The sequence below is a fragment of the Clostridium sp. OM05-5BH genome, from assembly GCF_003481505.1.
Taxonomy (GTDB): domain Bacteria; phylum Bacillota; class Clostridia; order Lachnospirales; family Lachnospiraceae; genus Otoolea; species Otoolea fessa.
Map to the genome: position 1 here is coordinate 86,263 of NZ_QULJ01000005.1, position 18,627 is coordinate 104,889.

The 18,627-nt window shown below is 43.4% G+C and carries 16 protein-coding genes; 15 read left to right on the forward strand and 1 reads right to left on the reverse strand.

Going from position 1 to position 18,627, the window contains the following annotated elements; all coding sequences use genetic code 11:
• Window positions 1-63 precede the first annotated feature (63 nt).
• From DXB70_RS08125 to pheT, 12 genes are all read left to right on the forward strand, one after another.
• Window positions 64-429 carry a helix-turn-helix transcriptional regulator gene (locus tag DXB70_RS08125; protein ID WP_118673105.1) on the forward strand — a complete coding sequence of 122 codons (366 nt, stop codon included), beginning with the start codon at window positions 64-66 and terminating at the stop codon, window positions 427-429.
• Window positions 419-2,080 carry an N-6 DNA methylase gene (locus tag DXB70_RS08130; RefSeq protein ID WP_118673106.1) on the forward strand — a complete coding sequence of 554 codons (1,662 nt, stop codon included), beginning with the start codon at window positions 419-421 and terminating at the stop codon, window positions 2,078-2,080. The genes DXB70_RS08125 and DXB70_RS08130 overlap by 11 nt, the downstream gene beginning before the upstream one ends.
• Entirely contained in the window at window positions 2,065-3,111 is a 1,047-nt protein-coding gene (locus DXB70_RS08135; protein WP_118673107.1) for a DNA adenine methylase, read from the forward strand. The genes DXB70_RS08130 and DXB70_RS08135 overlap by 16 nt, the downstream gene beginning before the upstream one ends.
• A gap of 1,319 nt (window positions 3,112-4,430) precedes the next feature.
• Window positions 4,431-4,787 (forward strand): hypothetical protein, encoded by a 357-nt coding sequence (locus tag DXB70_RS08145; RefSeq protein ID WP_118673108.1) that lies wholly within the window; start codon window positions 4,431-4,433, stop codon window positions 4,785-4,787.
• A 21-nt stretch (window positions 4,788-4,808) separates the two neighbouring features.
• Window positions 4,809-5,843: an alcohol dehydrogenase gene (locus DXB70_RS08150; protein ID WP_118673109.1), complete on the forward strand. Its 1,035-nt coding sequence runs from the start codon at window positions 4,809-4,811 to the stop codon at window positions 5,841-5,843.
• A gap of 25 nt (window positions 5,844-5,868) precedes the next feature.
• Window positions 5,869-6,843, forward strand: a complete 975-nt coding sequence (locus tag DXB70_RS08155; RefSeq protein WP_118673110.1) for a Gfo/Idh/MocA family oxidoreductase — start codon at window positions 5,869-5,871, stop codon at window positions 6,841-6,843.
• Window positions 6,844-6,846: 3 nt separating this feature from the next.
• Window positions 6,847-7,110 carry an acylphosphatase gene (locus DXB70_RS08160; protein ID WP_182432158.1) on the forward strand — a complete coding sequence of 88 codons (264 nt, stop codon included), beginning with the start codon at window positions 6,847-6,849 and terminating at the stop codon, window positions 7,108-7,110.
• Window positions 7,111-7,135: 25 nt separating this feature from the next.
• Window positions 7,136-7,258, forward strand: coding sequence for a hypothetical protein (locus DXB70_RS14555; RefSeq protein ID WP_267895299.1), 123 nt, complete (start codon window positions 7,136-7,138; stop codon window positions 7,256-7,258).
• A gap of 166 nt (window positions 7,259-7,424) precedes the next feature.
• On the forward strand, window positions 7,425-8,945 hold the full coding sequence (yfcC, locus tag DXB70_RS08165; protein WP_118468203.1) for a putative basic amino acid antiporter YfcC: 1,521 nt from the start codon (window positions 7,425-7,427) through the stop codon (window positions 8,943-8,945).
• An 86-nt stretch (window positions 8,946-9,031) separates the two neighbouring features.
• On the forward strand, window positions 9,032-10,180 hold the full coding sequence (gene iadA, locus DXB70_RS08170) for a beta-aspartyl-peptidase (protein ID WP_107000542.1): 1,149 nt from the start codon (window positions 9,032-9,034) through the stop codon (window positions 10,178-10,180).
• A gap of 1,154 nt (window positions 10,181-11,334) precedes the next feature.
• A complete protein-coding gene (gene pheS / locus DXB70_RS08185) occupies window positions 11,335-12,378 on the forward strand; it encodes a phenylalanine--tRNA ligase subunit alpha (RefSeq protein ID WP_022359088.1) in 1,044 nt (347 codons plus the stop codon).
• 20 nt (window positions 12,379-12,398) lie between these two features.
• Entirely contained in the window at window positions 12,399-14,819 is a 2,421-nt protein-coding gene (gene pheT / locus DXB70_RS08190) for a phenylalanine--tRNA ligase subunit beta (protein ID WP_118673112.1), read from the forward strand.
• A 231-nt stretch (window positions 14,820-15,050) separates the two neighbouring features.
• Here pheT and DXB70_RS08195 read toward each other — a convergent pair whose 3' ends face one another.
• On the reverse strand, window positions 15,051-15,992 hold the full coding sequence (locus tag DXB70_RS08195) for an ion transporter (RefSeq protein WP_022359086.1): 942 nt from the start codon (window positions 15,990-15,992) through the stop codon (window positions 15,051-15,053).
• Between the two features lie 417 nt (window positions 15,993-16,409).
• Here DXB70_RS08195 and DXB70_RS08200 point away from each other — a divergent pair, with 417 nt between their 5' ends.
• From DXB70_RS08200 to selD, 3 genes are read left to right on the forward strand one after another with little or no spacing between them, the layout of a single operon-like run.
• Window positions 16,410-16,760, forward strand: coding sequence for an arsenate reductase family protein (locus DXB70_RS08200; RefSeq protein WP_118673113.1), 351 nt, complete (start codon window positions 16,410-16,412; stop codon window positions 16,758-16,760).
• Window positions 16,739-17,575 (forward strand): selenium cofactor biosynthesis protein YqeC, encoded by an 837-nt coding sequence (gene yqeC, locus DXB70_RS08205; RefSeq protein ID WP_243099933.1) that lies wholly within the window; start codon window positions 16,739-16,741, stop codon window positions 17,573-17,575. The genes DXB70_RS08200 and yqeC overlap by 22 nt, the downstream gene beginning before the upstream one ends.
• A gap of 5 nt (window positions 17,576-17,580) precedes the next feature.
• Window positions 17,581-18,615, forward strand: coding sequence for a selenide, water dikinase SelD (gene selD, locus DXB70_RS08210; protein ID WP_118673114.1), 1,035 nt, complete (start codon window positions 17,581-17,583; stop codon window positions 18,613-18,615).
• The last annotated feature ends 12 nt before the right edge of the window (window positions 18,616-18,627 follow it).

Here is an 18,627-nt window from a genome sequence, read left to right on the forward strand (position 1 = left end):
CTGTGTAGTCCCTTGTAAACTGTACTTAGCTATAAGCTAAATATTTATATCTGGGAGTTTTATATGAAAAGTTTTGGTGAATTATTACATATAATACGTAGTAGACAAAATGCTTCTCAACTTGTAAAAGAAGTTGGGATTTCCTATGTGTATTTACTAGATATAGAAAAAGGGGCAAGAATGGCACCAAAGGAAACGGTTTTGTTAGCATTGGCTGATAAATTAGAGTTTCGTGAAGGTGAAAGAGAACTTTTTTTCGATCTAGCAGCTAAAGAGCGTAATAGTATTCCGGCAGATGTAACAGAATATGTTTTGGAACATAAAGAAATTATTGAAGTGGTTAGAGCTTTAAAAAATAGTTCTGTAGAGTTTGAATACTTAAAAAAAATAAAAAAAATTGCTGAGGAGGCTAGTTTAAATGGTAGATAAGAAAAAATATGGAGTTGTGTATACTCCTGACAAACTGGCTGAATTTACAGCTGAGTTATTATACGGAGAATATGGAATAGAACGAGACGATAAAATGACTATCTTAGATCCCGCATGTGGAGAAAGTGCACTGCTTTTGGCAATGAAAGAAAAAAGTACGGGCACGAACAGATACATAGGGATTGACATAGATGAAGATATTATCAATGTAAATATAATTAACAATGGAGAAGATATTAATTATTTTTATGGAGATTTTTTGATTCAGTCAGGGGAAAATAGTACACTCGATTTTTGGCTGAAGAAGATTGGACAAGTTGATTGTGTTATTGCTAATCCGCCATGGAGTAGTGAACGATTATATAAAAAAGAAGTTTTATCAAGAGAAGGATTTATATTGGCTGATGGACAATATGATAACTATTTCCTTTTTATAGAGCAAAGCCTTAAAATATTAAAGATGAGTGGAAAAGCTGCTTTTATTTTGCCAGATTCTATTTTTTCTGATGATGCAATAAGACTAAGAAAATTGTTGTGTGAAAAAACTCATATTTTTGTTATTGCAAGGTTAGGGGAAAAAATATTTCCAAACGTAAATCGTGCTACGACTGTTATAATAGTAGGAAATGAATTACCAACAGATGATACTCGAACAAAATGTTTTAGACTTGGTACTAAAGAAAGAAAAAAATTTTTAAATAATGAAATTAATCTAATGGATTGTTATCTAACAAGTGTTCATGAAGTGAAACAGAGTAGATTTTCTGAAACGGAAGAGTGTCTCTTTGATATTGATTTGTATGAGGTGGAAGAAAATCTTATTACAAAACTTGAACAGGATAAGATAAATTGGAATACAAAATTTAGCTTTGGAAGAGGGGTCGAAATTTCAAAATCAGGTAATGCAGTGATATGTAAAGAGTGTAATTTTGCGCAAGGATATACAAAATCTCAAGAGAATACTAAAAAAAAGGTTTGTACTAATTGTAGCAAAATAATTGATTTTGCAGATAGTAAGATTGTTAAAGTAATATCGGAAAGAAAAAAAGAGGGTATGAGGAAAATTTATGTGGGAGAAAATTTGCATAGATATATGATGAGTGGGCATAGATATTTAAAATTAGGTATTCAAGGGATAAATTATAAAGGTAAAATGTTGTATACGCCGCCCAAAATACTTATTCGGAAAACAGGTTTGGGAATTAATGCTTTTCTTGATAATGAAAGTACATATATTAGTCAAACCGTATATTCTTGCCAATATATAGATAGAGAAGTGGATGAACCTATGGAATATTACTTAGCACTCTTGAATTCTAGGATAATTTATTATTACTATTTGAAAAAATATGGAGAAAATGAGTGGAAATCACATCCATATTTGACTAAAAAAATTATATTTTCATTGCCATTAAAAAAATATATCAAGTCTAGATTATCAAGTCAAATATGTCAACTTGCACAAAGACTACTAATTAGCTATGATAGGGATGTGGATTTGAAACTTGAAAAAAAGATATTTGAACTTTATGGTTTGGTAGATGAAGAAATTATGATGGTTATGGATGAGATTAATAAATTACCTGATTTATCAGCCATAAATAATATGAAATTTAGCAAGGAAGAATTTGAAAAATGTACAGATATATAGGAAATAAGACGAAATTGCTACCATTCATTATGGATAGTACAGAAAGAATGATAGGGAAGACAGGGGTAGTAGTAGATCTAATGGCTGGTACAGGGTTGGTGTCTGCTGAATACAGAAAAAGAGGTTATTCTGTAATTGCATCTGATATGATGACATATACAAAATGGCATTTGATTACTCAGATAATGATGGACAGAGAACCTAGATTTGAAGAAGTGGATATACCATCGCATCATGTCAGCAAATATCAGGCAGTATTAGACTATTTGAATAATTTAGAACCTGTTGAAGGTTATTTTTTTAGAGAGTTTTCACCAGGTGGGACTCCTGCGAATGGAACAGCCAGTCGAAAATATTTTTCAAGTGAAAATGCGTGCAAAATTGATGCAATTAGAGAAACAATCAATAAATGGATTGCATCAAATTGCTTGTCAGAGCAAGAGGAAGCTGTTTTAAAGCATTCATTGATTATGGCTGTTAATACTGTTGCTAACATATCTGGTACATATGGTTATTATTTGGCAGAATTGAAGAAAAATGCGTTGGAACCGCTTGTTTTATTGCCAGTTCGATTTAGCGAAGGGAATATTCAGAATAATAGGGTAATACAAGGCTTTGCAGAAGACATTGCACAAGAAATTACTGCTGATTTGTGTTATATAGACCCACCATATATTAAACGCCAATATGCGGCAAATTATCATATTCTTGAGACTATCGCACGGGGAGATTATCCAGAGGCACAAGGGAAAAGTGGTTTGAGAGATTGGTGGGATCAGCATTCGAAATTTTGTACAAAAACAAAGGGATTGCAATCTTTTGAAAAGGTTATTAGTGAAATGAATTGCAATAATTTTATAGTTAGCTATAGCGAAGATGGATTATTTCCATTGGAAACTTTGGTGAAATTGATGGAGAAGTATGGTGATGTAAATGTTGAGTATATAGATTATAATAGATTTAGAAGTAACCAAAGTCAATTGCCATTAAAATTGAGTGAGTATATGATAGAACTTAGAAAAAGGAGTTAAGAGCCAATCTCCATGTCTTGAGGGATTATAGGCGCATAACTTATGAGTGACAACAAAATGACAATATAATCTCTCGAAGATCCACGCAACAGGTAGAAATCAGACAAAACTCCCTGCTTTCTACCATCAAAACCAACGAAAAACACCTCATAACAACTTGGCAAAGAAGAGTTTGAATAAACAAAAATGTTTAGTAAATCCAGCGTTTATGCGGGTTTGCAGCACTTTTAAAAGTCTTTTGATAACAATTTGATAACGGTTGCATGAGAACCATTATTCTTGTAATCCAGTGGTTTTAGGGTTAGAGAATGATGACAGGTGGTTGTGCAACAAATAAATCCATATTTATCTAAAAAGCCCTTAGCTGTGGGTATAAAACTCATAGCTAAGGGCTTTTGTCGTGCTTATTTATCTGGTTTGAGTTTGTCTTGGAACATTTCGACCGTAAATGGTAAACCACACATCTCTAGAACTACACCTCCAAGTTTGAGATAATGTTGGAAAAGTTGTACAATACACTTTTCCCATTTTTCACACTAGGAGGTTAATTATGAACACCAAACTTGCCACAGCACAGATCCGTGTAAAAAACTGGGCTGCTATTATTCAGGAGCGCAACGAATCTGGTCTGTCTGTCAAAGATTATTGTGCACAGCATCAGCTTTCATGAGACTCTTATTATTACTGGCTCCGCAAAGTGAAAGAGGCCCTGCTTGTAGAAAGCGGCTTTGTTGAAGTAACGCAGCCAAAGCAGTTCCCTGTGCAGAGGTCTGTAACAGCTGATCCAAATGAAATGTTAACGCTCAAATTCTTCTGTGGTTCCAGTAACCGGAAGATCAAAGGGCTGGCCTGGGAGGAAGACGGCTTCCTGCTTATTTATAAGCGGCTGGAGGTGGGAACTTTTCAATGGCCCCGATCGGAAGCGGAAGCCCGGAACATCACTTCGGAGCAGTATCATCTGCTCATGAGCGGATACTCCATAGATCCATCTGTCCATAAGATCGATCCAAAACATCCAGTGTGACTTTTGTACAAAACAGAGAAGTTTTCTGTTTGATTCGAAAGCCTGTATGGGGATAAAAAGTTCTGTTTTTTATCCGCTTAACATGAATTGTGGACAGTCTTCTCTGCCACATGAAAAGTAAGCCGGATCCACCTGTTTTCAGGCAGCCTGGAAGGTATTCTCTACAGAAAGAACTGCTTTTGGAGCAGGAGTTTTCCACCGTCAAAATACCGAAAAGATATCGGTCTGATTTTTGTGTTTTTTCGCTTCTTCTGTTATACTGGATCCATAAAAGCGAAGGAAACTGATCGTCCGTATGGCACTTGCGTTATCAAAAGAACAGCTGGCAAAACTGAATAAAAAAGATATCCTGCAGCTCTTGCTTGAAAGCATGGAGCAGGAAAAAGAATTACGTAGCCAGCTGGCTGTTCTTACGGATGAGTTGAAACGGACAAACCAGCAGATGCAGGTGATCCTTGAAAAATGGAACCTTGCGCAGGCAACTCGCTTTGGACGTTTTTCTGAAAAAATGACATATGATACCGGAGCCTGCCAGCAGTTGGAACTAGCCATCATGTACGCGGAATGTTTCAATGAAGCAGAAGCATGTTTTTTACGGCAAATCTTGCTAATAACCCCAGGTTTCGCCTATAATAGGATTCAGTATGAATAATAGAAAGAAGGGGGTTAAGCAATGCAGGCATATACATATATTTCTAAGGGAAAGTTTGAATTAGTGGAAAAACCAAAACCGGTGCTTATGCACGAACGGGATGCGATTGTAAAGGTAACACTGGCCAGCATCTGTTCCAGTGATCTGCATATCAAACACGGAAGTGTGCCGCGGGCGGTCCCTGGAATTACAGTCGGTCATGAGATGGTAGGAATTGTGGAAGAAGTTGGGTCAGCGGTGACCCATGTGAAGCCGGGGGACAGAGTCACTGTAAACGTAGAGACCTTCTGTGGTGAATGCTTTTTCTGTAAAAATGGATATGTAAATAACTGTACGGACGAGAATGGCGGCTGGGCCCTGGGATGCCGTATCGACGGCGGGCAGGCCGAATATGTGCGGGTTCCATTTGCAGATCAGGGATTAAATAAGATTCCGGATGGAGTGACGGACCGGCAGGCACTGTTTGTGGGAGATGTGCTGGCGACCGGCTATTGGGCGGCGAGAATCTCTGAGATCACGGAGGAAGATACGGTTTTGATCATCGGTGCCGGTCCGACGGGTATTTGTACCCTTCTATGCGTAATGTTAAAGAAACCGAAACGAATTATTGTCTGCGAGAAAGATGAAAACCGCGTCCGCTTTATAAAGGAGCACTATCCGGATGTATACACCGTTTTACCGGAGGAATGTCTGGAATATGTTCAGAAAAACAGTGATCATGGCGGAGCCGATGTAGTCCTTGAGGTGGCAGGAGCCCCCTCTACTTTCCGGTTAGCCTGGGAATGTGCAAGGCCTAATGCAATCGTCACAGTGGTAGCGCTCTATGACGAAGCCCAGACGCTGCCGCTTCCGGATATGTATGGCAAGAATCTTACCTTTAAAACCGGCGGTGTAGATGGATGCGACTGTGAGGAGACGCTTCGCCTCATTGCAGAGGGCAAGATCGATACGGAACCGCTTATTACTCATACCTATCCGCTTAGCCGGATCGAAGACGCATACGAGCTTTTTGAGAACAAGAAAGATGGAGTGATTAAGGTAGCGGTGGAGTGCTAGTTGGATAAAGAAAGGTAAGAGATACATGCAGAACATCAGATGGGCAGTTCTTGGAACCGGAGTGATTGCAAATGAAATGGCCGTGGCCTTAAAGAAAAACGGGCGAAACATCGATGCGGTGGGAAACAGAACCCATGAGAAAGCGGTTGCATTTGCAGAAAAATATGGGATAAAAAAGGTATATGATAATTATAATGACATGTTTACAGACCCGGATATTGATGTAATCTATATCACAACTCCCCATAATACCCATATTAATTTTATGCGCAGGGCAATTGAGAATGGAAAGCACATTCTGGTCGAAAAATCTATCACCTTAAACAGCCGGGAACTGGATGAGGCAATTGCTCTGGCGGATAAAAAGGGTGTTGTCATAGGTGAGGCCATGACGATTTATCATATGCCGATTTATAAAAAGCTTAAAGAGATTCTTGAGTCAGGGAAACTTGGAAAGGTGAATCTGATTACTATGAATTTTGGAAGCTTCAAAGAATATGATATGAACAACCGCTTTTTTAATAAAAACCTGGCAGGAGGTGCCATGCTGGATATCGGGGTGTACGCGCTTTCCTTTATTCGGTGGTTTATGGATTCCAAGCCGGATCAGCTTTTATCTCAGGTAAAACCGGCACCTACAGGAGTGGATGAACAGGCAGGATTGCTGCTGATGAATCAGGAAGGCCAGATGGCATCTGTCATGTTGTCGCTGCATTCCAAGCAGCCGAAAAGAGGCATGGTATCCTGTGAAAAGGGATATATAGAAATCATGGAATATCCGAGAGCCTGGGAAGCGAGAATCACCTATACAGATTCCGGAGAAACGGAAGTGATTCAGACCGGTGAGCATGCAGATGCGCTGGCCTATGAGCTGGCGGATATGGAGAAAGCCATCCGTGGGGATGCAGAATGCATGCATTTGGATTATACAAAAGATGTGATGGATATGATGACGGAATTCAGAAAAGAATGGGGATTTCAGTATCCGGAGGAGATGTAAATTATGGTACGAAAACACATCTTTTTTTCAGGTGATGTCCAGGGCGTCGGCTTCCGCTACCGCTCCTTTTATATCGCCCAGTCCCTTGGCCTGGCCGGCTGGGTGGAGAACCTGTGGGACGGAAGAGTGGAGATGGAAGTGCAGGGAAGCGAAGCTTCCATTCGGGAAATGTTAGCTCGGATTCAGCAGCAGAGATGGATCAACGTGACGGATATGGAGATCACAGAGATTCCCTGTGAAGAAGAAAGAGGATTTAAGATAAGATAGAGATAAAAATGAGGGGGATGTTACTATGTTTATCAATTTTTCCAATCATCCAAGCAAACTTTGGGCAGAGGATGAGAGAAATGCGGCTCTTCAGTATGGCACGATTGAGGATCTGGCCTTTCCGCAGGTTCCGGAAGGCGCAGTCTAATCACTGGCTAAGCCAGTGGTCATGATTTGCATTACCAGAGCCAATTCCATTTTTGGTGTATAAAAATACAGGAAAATGACAAAAAACATGTAAATTTTTAGTTGGCTTTTTAGCATTCTATGGTAGACTAATATGGTATATCAAAAAATGGGAGGAAGACTCAAAAATGAGCAAAAAAGAAGAAAAAGGGCTAAAGTCCTTTAACAAGGGATTCCAAGTGCCAGATACCTACATTATCATCTTTTTAGTAGTCGTTATCGCAGCACTTCTGACATTTCTTGTACCAAAGGGATTTTACGAAACACAGGATATTTCATATATGATCAATGGTGTTGAGAAAACCCGTACAGTAATCAAGGACGGAAGTTTCCAGTATCTGACAGATGATGCAGGAAATGTAGTAACAGAAGGAGTAGCACTCTTTAGCGGAGATGGTGGAACAGGATTCTTCAACTATATGTATAACGGAATCGTAAATAGTTCTGCAATCGAGATTATCGCATTCCTTATGGTAGTAGGTGGTGCATTTGGTATCATGATCCGTACAGGTGCGATTGAATCTGGATTGATCGGATTGATCCGTAAGGCCAAGGGAGCAGAAAAACTACTGATTCCGATACTTTTCGTACTGTTTTCTCTTGGTGGAGCAGTTTTCGGAATGGGAGAAGAAGCGCTTCCGTTTACTATGATTCTTTGTCCGTTGTTTGTAGCAGTTGGATATGATTCAGTTATCGCAGTTCTTGTTACTTATGTTGCCACACAGATTGGTTTCGGTTCATCTTGGATGAATCCGTTCTCTGTAGGCATTGCACAGGGTATTGCAGGTATTGACGTATTCTCCGGTGCAGGATTCCGTATGGTAATGTGGGTCGTATTTACAGCACTCGGCTGTGGAATGACTATGTTCTATGCATCAAAGATTAAAAAGAATCCGACAATCTCAATCGCATATAAGACGGATTCATATTTCCGTGAGCAGAATGAAACAACAGGAATTGACGAAGGACATTCATTTGGTCTTGGACACATTTTAGTCCTTCTGACACTGGCTGTTACAGTAGTATGGGTAGTTTGGGGAGTTATGACTCAGGGATACTACATGCCGGAGATTGCAACACAGTTCTTTATTATGGGAATTGTTTCCGGTGTGTTTGGAGTTATCTTTAAACTGAATGATATGAAACTGAATGATATTGCAACATCTTTCAAAGATGGAGCAAAAGACCTGATCGGTGCTGCCCTTGTCGTTGCTATGGCACAGGGAATCATGCAGGTTCTTGGTGGTTCTGATCCGACAACACCTACAGTTATTAATACAATTATGTATAATATTTCAAATGCATTGTCTGGAGTTTCCGGAGCAGTTGCAGCCGTACTTATGTATCTGTTCCAGTCCGTATTTAACTTCTTCGTTGTATCCGGAACAGGACAGGCTGCCATCACAATGCCGATCATGGCTCCGCTGTCAGACCTGTTAGGTGTTTCGCGTCAGACAGCTGTAGTTGCATTCCAGCTTGGTGATGCATTTACAAACCTGATTGTTCCTACATCCGGATGCTTGATTGGATCTCTTGCAATTGCAAAGATTGAGTGGTCTAACTGGATTAAATTCATGTGGAAATTCCTTGGTGTCTTAATGATTGGTGCAATCATTACAGTTCTTGTTGCAGTTGGAATTGGATTCTAAAATATGTATTTTATCTCAGTCGAGAAGACTCCCACCTCTTTTGGTGGCGAGTAATAGAAAATTTGTCTCAGTGGGAGTGATTTGTGATGAAATTAATTCAGAATATTGATGTTTATGCTCCACAGCATCTGGGGAAAAAAGATGTACTTATAATAAATGATAAGATTGTTAAGATTAAAGATGCGGGTTCTATATCCGCAGACGGATTTCTTTCTGAGGCAGAAAGGATCAATGGAGAGGGGCTACTTTTAACTCCGGGATTCATTGATAGTCATGTTCATGTACTCGGAGGCGGTGGCGAAGGCGGATTCGCCAATCGTACTCCGGAAGCAACCATGGAAGGACTTACGAAGTTTGGAGTGACAACCGTTGTTGGCTGCCTTGGAACAGATGGAATCGGTCGTGATATGTGTGCACTGGTTGCAAAGACAAAAGGATTGAATGAGCAGGGAATGTCTGCATACTGTTATACCGGAAGTTATCAGATTCCGGTCCGCACGTTGACTGACAGTATTGTGAAAGATATTATGATGATTCAGGAAATCATTGGAACGGGAGAAATCGCGATCTCTGATCATCGTTCTTCACAGCCGACTTTCGAGGAATTTGCACGTGTCATTGCGGATACAAGGCTTGGTGGTGTTCTTTCCGGGAAAGCTGGCATTGTAAATGTTCATCTGGGCGATAGTCCGAGATGCTTAGATCTGATTGAACGAGTAGTCGATGAGACAGAGATACCGGCAACTCAAATACTGCCAACACATATCAATCGAAATGAGATGCTTTTTGGCAAGTCGATTGAATATGCACTGAAAGGCGGAGCAGTAGACTTTACTGGAAATGAAGATATTGACTATTGGGAAACTATCTGTGATGAGGTACGTGTATGTAATGGTATCAAACGGATGTTAGATGCAGGAGTAAATCCTGACCGCATAACAATTTCTTCTGACGGGCAGGGAAGCCTTCCGATGTACAGTAGTGATGGCAAATTCCTTGGAATGGGCGTTGGACAGTCCAGCTGCCTTCTGAAGGAAGTAAAGGAATGTGTATTTAAAACAGAAATTCCTTTAGAAATAGCAATTTCTACAATTACATCGAATCCAGCAGATATTCTTTGTCTTAAGGGAAAAGGTAAGGTTGAAGAAGGCTATGATGCGGATCTTTGTATTCTCGACCAGGAACTTCAGCTTGTTGAAGTGATTGCAAAAGGGAATACAGTTTATAAAAAATAAAGGATATCAGATGTGAGAAGCATCAGTCACTTAGTTGGCTGGTGCTTTTTGCGTGCTTATACAGTTGATAAAATGATAACCTTGCATAAAAAGAGATGCTGTCTGCTGGTAGAATTAAAAAGAAAAAAAGTTGTTGACATACACCACAAATATAATAACAATTCTAAATGTTTGAATTATAATTATTCTATATGATAGAAGAAGGAGATAAATAATAAATGGATGATTCCTTTCACTACTTGGGAGAGTTATTCTTTTATCTATTTAAGCGACCAGCTTAAGGCAAAGTTGACGGTATATCGGACGTTTTGTCCGAAACCATAGCCTGATCCCTTCTTTTACATACGACAGTATGCCTGAGATACCTTTAGCCAGCCGATAATAGCTGAAATGGATTTTTTCTTTTATAGGGTCTGCTTTCTGTATGATTGCAACCTTCAGGGCATGCGTTTCTGATTTCATGGACATATGTGCCAGAAATGCCATGCACAGGGTAATATAAAAATTTAGGGCATTGATTGCAGTGAGCTTCCTTACACGGAAGTTTTCAAACTGAAACATCTGCTTTTTTAGAGGTTTCTGGGCTTTGTGCTTGCAAAATGCTTGCAGTAAGTAAAATTTCTTATAATTTGAAAATACCAAGATGAAAATATCAATGAAAATATCAAGGAAAGAAATCCCTTGACATTTCCCACCAACATGCCTAAAATAATAAACAGATTGCATACATGAAATCAATCAAACCAAACAAACCAAAAGCTATGATCGTGTTTTATAAGATACTGTTTCCGGTCAGAGAGAAGAGGTCAGCGGCTGTGAGCCTTTTTCCGTTCAGACAGATATCCGAATTTCCCACGGGAGCTGCATTGCTGAAATTTAGAGTAGGCATTGCCGTCTGGTGTACGTTACATACCGGAAAGTGTCTGTGGCAGACGAAAAAATGACCTGCCGACAGGAAGCTGGGTGGTACCGCGGTATAGATATGATCGTCCCTTTGCACGTTTTGTGCGAAGGGATTTTTTTATGTCATGTCGCAAGCGACCGCGCGAGACACCCGAATGTGCCAGAGAACATCCTTTATGCCCAAATTCGTGTCCACAAGTTAAAGCAATATCAAGATAAAAAGCAACAAAAGTAATAGAAGGAGAGAAATCATGCAGGATTTAAAAGAGCTGAATGAAGTGATCACTGCGATCAAAGAGGAAATCCGCCAGGGTGCGGATGCTCTGACGACTTCCAAGAGTGTCTATGAGTTTAAGAAGACCTTTCTGGATAATAAGCAGGGCAGAATTGGTCTGCTGATGAAAGAAATGCGCAATGTTGCCAATGACCAGAAAGCGGAATTTGGTAAGACTATCAACGGCGCCAAGGAGTGGGCAAACAATTTCTTTGACGAGCTGGATCAGAAATTAAAAGAGAAAGAGCAGCAGCAGCGCTATGAATCGGAGAAGATTGATATCACGATGCCGCCGGTTAAAATCCGTTACGGTAATCTGCATCCAGTTACGACGGTCCGCAATCAGCTGACGGATATCTTCACCTCTATGGGATTTGAGGTATATGAGGGAACCGAGATCGAGACCGATTATTATAACTTTACAGCTTTAAATACACCGCAGGATCATCCGGCGCGCGATATGCAGGATACATTCTATCTGTCTCCGGAATTCTTGCTCCGTACCCAGACATCGGCTGGACAAGTTCATGTCATGGAAGCGAAAAAACCGCCGATCAAGGTTGTTTCCCCGGGTAAAGTATTCCGTTCTGACGATGATGCGACCCATTCTCCGATGTTCAGCCAGATGGAAGGTCTGGTTGTTGATGAGGGCATCACCCTGTGTGATTTAAAGGGTATGCTGGATATGTTTGTTCAGAGAATTTTCGGTGAGCAGACAAAAACGAGACTTCGTCCGTCCTATTTCCCGTTCACGGAGCCGTCTGTTGAGGTCGATGTAAGCTGCTTCCAGTGCGGCGGCAAGGGCTGCCGTCTGTGCAAGGAAACAGGCTGGATCGAGGTTCTCGGCGCTGGTGTGGTAAATAAGAAGGTACTGGAAAACTGCGGCATTGATTCCAATAAATACAGTGGATTCGCATTCGGATTGGGTCTGGAGCGTATCGCAATGCTGAAATACGGCATCAACAACATCAAGATGCTTTTTGAGTCTGATCTGCGTGTGCTGGATCAGATCGATGACTGATCAGGACAGGAGGATTAGAAATGCTTGTACCGTTAAGCTGGTTAAAAGATTATGTAGATATTAATATTTCCGCAGATGAGCTGGAGAAGAAGCTTTTTGACTGTGGATTTGAGGTAGAAGAAAAATGGCAGGTTGGCAAGGATATCAGCGGCATCGTCGTTGGTTATGTTGACTCCTGTGAGCCGATTCCGGAAACACATCTTCATGTGTGCCAGGTCAATGTAGGTGGTCCGGAACTCTTACAGATCTGCTGTGGCGCTGACAATGTAAAAGCTGGCGGAAAATTCCCAGTTGCCATGATTGGCGCGAAAGTATATGCAACTGCAAAAGATCATGTGACGATCGAGGGCGTGGCTACCATTAAAAAGGGTAAATTGAGAGGTTATGAGTCCCAGGGTATGCTGTGTTCCGGTACCGAGCTTGGCTTAAATGAGGATCTGTATCCGGGTGCTGGTTACAACGGATTGCTGGTTCTGCCGGAGGATGCGGAGATTGGTTCGGATGTCAAAGAGCTGACTGGCTTAAATGACTGGATCTTCGATGTTTCTATCACGGCAAACCGTCCGGACTGCCAGAGTATTTTCGGTCTGGCAAGAGAGGTTGCCGCCGCACTGGGCGAGCCGCTCAAGACACCGGCACTGGATTACACTGAGACAGAAGTTGAGAAAGAAGGCTTCAACGTAACGGTAGAGGCACAGGATCTTTGCCCGCGTTACATTGCACACTATGTATATGACGTAAAACTGGGTCAGTCCCCGGCATGGATGAGACGACGTCTGGCTTTGGTAGGGAATAATTCCATTTCCAATATTGTTGATATTACAAACTATATCATGCGTGAGTTAGGTCAGCCGCTTCATGCGTTTGACTGCGATTATCTGGAGGGCAATGCGATCAACGTAAGACGCGCGGCCGAGGGCGAGAAGATCGTGACGCTGGATGAGAAAGAATTTACCTTAAATCCGAACAATCTGGTTATCTGCGACGGCAAAAAGCCGGTAGCACTTGCCGGAATCATGGGTGGTTTAAATTCTGAGATCCGTGATACCACGACGGAAGTGATGTTCGAGGCAGCTAAATTTGCCCGTGACAACATCCGCAGAAGCTCCCGTGCATTAGGACAGGGATCCGACGCGAGCCAACGATATTCTAAGGGCGTCGATGAGTACACAACCGAGATGGCGATGAAACGTGCCCTGCACCTGATTGAGGAGCTGGGAGCTGGTAAGATTTCCAAGACCCATAAAAATGTAAATACCGGAAACTCCTTAGAGCCGACTACCTTCAAGACAAGTGTTAAGAAGGTAAACGCTGTTCTGGGTATTACCGTTCCGAACGAGGATATTTTACGCATCCTGACTGGCTTAAACTTCCAGCCGGAGATCAACGGCGACGAACTGACCATGCATTTCCCGGCATACCGCGAGGATATGGAAGATTATCCGGATGTTGCCGAGGAAGTGATCCGTATGTACGGCTACGATCACATCACATCGACCTTCATGCCGAGTGCTAAGGTGACGATCGGTGGAAGCAACCTGCGTCAGAGAACAATTCTGAAAGTAAAGAGAACGCTGTGCAGTGTTGGCGCATTTGAGGGAATCCACTATTCCTTCTTCTCCCCGTCGGATCTGGATGAAATGGGATTTGCAGAGGACGCGCCAGAGCGCAGGGCGATCCGCATCATGAATCCGATCAACGAGGATCTGTCCCTGATGAGAACAACACTGGCACCGCAGATGATTCATGCGATGGGACGCAACCAGAAGAGAGGCATCTTCGAGGGACGTATCTTCGAGATTGGAAATGCATTTATTCCGAAGTCCCTGCCTCTGACGGAATATCCGGAAGAGCGAGAGACGCTGTGCATCGGTGCATTTGGTAAGGAAGAGTCCTTCTTTACCTTAAAGGGAATGGCAGAGGCAGTTGCCAATGTTTTAAATATTACTTTTAACTATGAAAAAGCAGAGAAACCGTTCCTGCATCCGTATCAGACCGCAGCGATCTTCTGCGAGGGCGAAGAGATTGGTTACCTCGGTAAGGTAAAATATGAGATCATGAAGGAAGAGGCAATGCGCGAAGATGCGTATGTGTTGGAGATCAGCATGAAAGCGCTGGAGAAATGGTATGGAAAAGCCAAAGTATTTGAGCCGCTTCCAAAATTCCCGGAGGAAAAACGTGATCTGGCGCTGGTTATGGACAAAGACATCACCTGCGGACAGGTTGAGGGCTGTATCCGCGAGGCTTGTGCTTACGTCAAGGATGTTAGCCTGTTCGACGTATACGAGGGCAGACAGATCGCAGCCGATAAGAAATCGATGGCATTTACCGTTCTCTTCACTCCGAAGGAAGAGGCGTTCAAGGCAGATACCGTTGACGGATATGTCAAGAAAGTGCTGAAACAGCTGAATAAGACGTATGGAATTGAGCTGAGAAGCTGATTTTGAAGGAAAGAAAAGGCTGCTGTCCAGAGAGAGAAACTTTGGACGGCAGTCTTTTTGTGTAATAGGAAATTCCTTGGAATTTCCTATTACACAAAAAGGCACTAACGTGCCAATGATGCGCACTCGCGCGAAGCAGAAACATGTCGCAAGCGACCGCGCTCGGCGCGAGAATGTGCCAAGGCACATTCTTTTTCACGTTCATAAAAAAATGTTTGATGATAAGTTTGATTACGCTTCATTTTCTATTCGTATAATCACAATATCATTTAATTTCAAAACCATATTTTTCTGCGGAAGCACCGACAGATCATCGCGCAGCACCAGAAATATCTTGATATTCTGCTCTTCTTCCATCTCTTCAATGGTTTTTCCGGCATACCGTTTATCGACGAAAACCTCGGCAATTTCCTGAATATCCGCGTCCTTCATGCTGGACAGGCTGCTCTTGCGCTGGTACTGTTCGACGAAACCGGCGCTGATGATACCGGTTGGGATCGCGACGGCACCGACTCCGAGGTAGGCGATGCAGATCGCCATCACGCGCCCAAGCGTTGTGACCGGGTAAATATCGCCGTAACCGACGGTCAGCAGCGTGGACATACTCCACCAGATGCCGCTGAATGCATTGCGGAAAATGTCCGGCTGAGCGTTGTGCTCGACACTATACATGCACATGCTGCTCGCCAGCATCAGCACCATGACGATGAACACAGAGGAAATGATCTGGTTCCGTTTTTCATAGAGTACGGTGGTAATGATGTTGAACGAGTCGTATTTCGCATTGAGCCGGAACAGATGGAAAATCCGCGCCACGCGCAGCATACGGAAAATGATGAAGCCCGACAGAAAAAAGACCGGAATGATCGTCAGCAGATCCACCACTCCATCAAAGGAAATGAGAAAGCAGAACCGGGCGCGTCCCGGCGTTTTTTCTGGATAGAGATAGTCGGCAGTCCAGATGCGCAGCGCGTATTCAATACAGAAAATCAGGACACTGGCATGTTCTAGCATGGTAAACAGACCACCGAAGGATGTTAATTGATCGAATGTTTCCAGAAACGTGACAATGATATTGCAGATGATCGTGAAGGTGATGAAAATATCGAATGCACGGCTGATACGGTTGCTCTTGTCGCCGATCTGGATGATGTTAAATATTTTTTCTTTCATAGTGGATATTTTTATAATAATTTTTGGGTGAATGTGTTTCCCTGTTGGTATAAAAGAGGGGGGTATCTCAGTCGAGAAGATTCCTACCTCTTCAGGTGGTGAGTAATAGCAAATTTGTCTCAGTGGAAGCCTTGTCTCCGACTGAGATAAACGCTCCGCGAGATTGCGCAGTGATTCTGATAGGAATATGTCAGCTTCGCTGACCAGGATCACGCGCCAAGTCTCACGGACGTTCGACTTGAATATAGTTGCAGATACTATTATTGTATCATTTTCAGGCATCCCTTGCAATCTTTCTGGTGTCTGGGTATAATTTCTGTAGGTAATTTAAAAAGGTAAAATGCTTTGTTTAAAACGGCCGCATTTAAAATAGAAGGTGCCGTATAATAGCAAGCATGCTCACAAAGGAGGAATACGATGCTGTTTATTTATTATCCAAAATGCAGTACCTGCCAGAAAGCGAAAAAATGGCTGGATGCACAGGAAATTTCATATACAGAGCGCCATATCGTGGAGGAAAATCCGACGTATGAGGAATTGAAGAAGTGGCAGGCGAGAAGCGGGCTGCCGATCAAGAAATTTTTCAATACGAGCGGGATGCTATATAAGGAAATGCAGTTAAAGGATAAGCTGCCGCAGATGAGCGAGGACGAACAGTTGAAGCTGCTTGCCACCAATGGGATGTTGGTAAAACGCCCTCTCATTGTGGATGGAGATACTGTTTTAACGGGATTTCGGGAGAAGGAATGGGAAGAGAAGCTGCGGTGATGGACTGGGAGCAGAAGTTTCCTTTCTTACGTGAAAAAGGACACGTGGTCTCGCTGATTGGCGGAGGCGGAAAGACGACGCTTCTGTATGCGCTGTCGGCGTACTGCACGGCGAAGGGATGGCGGGTGCTGACGGCGACGACGACGCATATTCGGAAGCCGGTAAATGTGCCGTGGATTGCGGTAAATGAGGAAGAAAATACCGCGTGGGAGAATGCCAGAAAAGAGCGCGATCGTCTCTGGCAGCAGGGAACCTATGTCGTAGCCGGAACCCCAGCCCCACACGAAAAATTGACAATTCTGCCAGAATCGATTCGAAGCGAATGGATTTCGGATGCAGATATCACATTTCTGGAGGCGGATGGCGCGAAATGTCTTCCGTGTAAATTTCCGGCGGCGTATGAGCCGGTGATACTGCCGCAGAGCGATATCGTGCTGGCGGTTGCGGGGCTGAGTGCCCTGTATCGTCCGCTGGGGGAGGTGTGCTTCCGGGCGGAGCTGGCGATTGAGGCGTGGAACAGGGATGTGTGCGAGTATGGGGACGCAGCTTATCCCAAAGAAGGAAAAAGACTGCTCAAAGAAGTGCCCATTTCGAAAGATACGCCTTTGACCCCAGAACTTCTGGCGTGGCTTCTTGGTAGCGAAAACGGTGCCAGAAAAGATATATCGGGGCGTTCGTTTTTTGTGGTTCTGAACCAGGCGGACACGTCAGAGCGCCGGGAGGATGGCAGAAAGGTACTGGATATCCTGAAACATAGCTACGGAATTCAGGGAATTTTAACTTCCTTTTCAGGAACAGAACGAAATCAGGAGTGAGAGAGATGGGTGAGAAAAAAGATATCGTATTTTGTACGGGCGGAGGCTGTACGGCAAAGCTGGGAGCTGGTGTTTTAAGCCGCATTTTGGAAAAACTACCGCGCGGCGAGAAGGATCCGAATCTTTTAGTCGGATATGACAGCCGGGACGATGCGGCAGTGTATCAGGTCACGGAGGATCTGGCGCTGGTGCAGACGGTTGATTTCTTCCCGCCGATGGTGGACGATCCGTATATTTTTGGACAGGTTGCAGCGGCAAATGCGCTGAGCGACGTGTACGCGATGGGCGGTGAGGTCAAGACGGCGCTGAATCTGGTGTGTTTTCCGGAATCAATGGATTTGAATGTTCTGGGACAGATTTTACAGGGCGGCGCGGAGAAGGTGGCAGAAGCAGGCGGCATTCTCGCGGGCGGTCACTCGATTGCGGACACGGGCGTGAAATACGGTTTGTCCGTGACGGGACTGGTAAATCCGAAAAAGCTGTACGCCAATGATGCCGGACAGCCGGGCGACAGCCTGATTTTGACAAAGGCATTGGGTGTTGGGCTGATTTGTTCGGCAAACCGCGTCGGAGAAGTGACAAAAGAGCAGGTGGACGGAGCGGTACAGTCGATGACGACGCTCAATAAAACAGCGGCGGAAATCAGCCGGAAGTACACGGTTCACGCGTGCACAGATGTGACTGGGTTCGGTTTTCTGGGACATCTGCATGAAATGATGGGGCGCGGGCTGTCGTGCGAGATTGATGTGAATCATATCCCGGTGCTTCCGGGCGCACGTGAGTCGGCAGATGCGTTTTTATACACGGCGGCAGGACAGAGAAACCGCAACCATGTTGGGGCGGCGGTGCAGTTTGAAAATGTACCGTTTTCAATGGAAGAGGTCTTGTTTGACCCGCAGACCTCCGGCGGACTTCTGATGGCAGCTGCCCCGGATGAGGCGGAGAAACTGGAACAGGAGCTGCAGAACGCCGGGCTTCCGGCGCGGATCGTGGGAACGATCACGGAACCGGGAGAGGTTGAAATTTTTGTACGAGGATAGGAGGAAACAGAA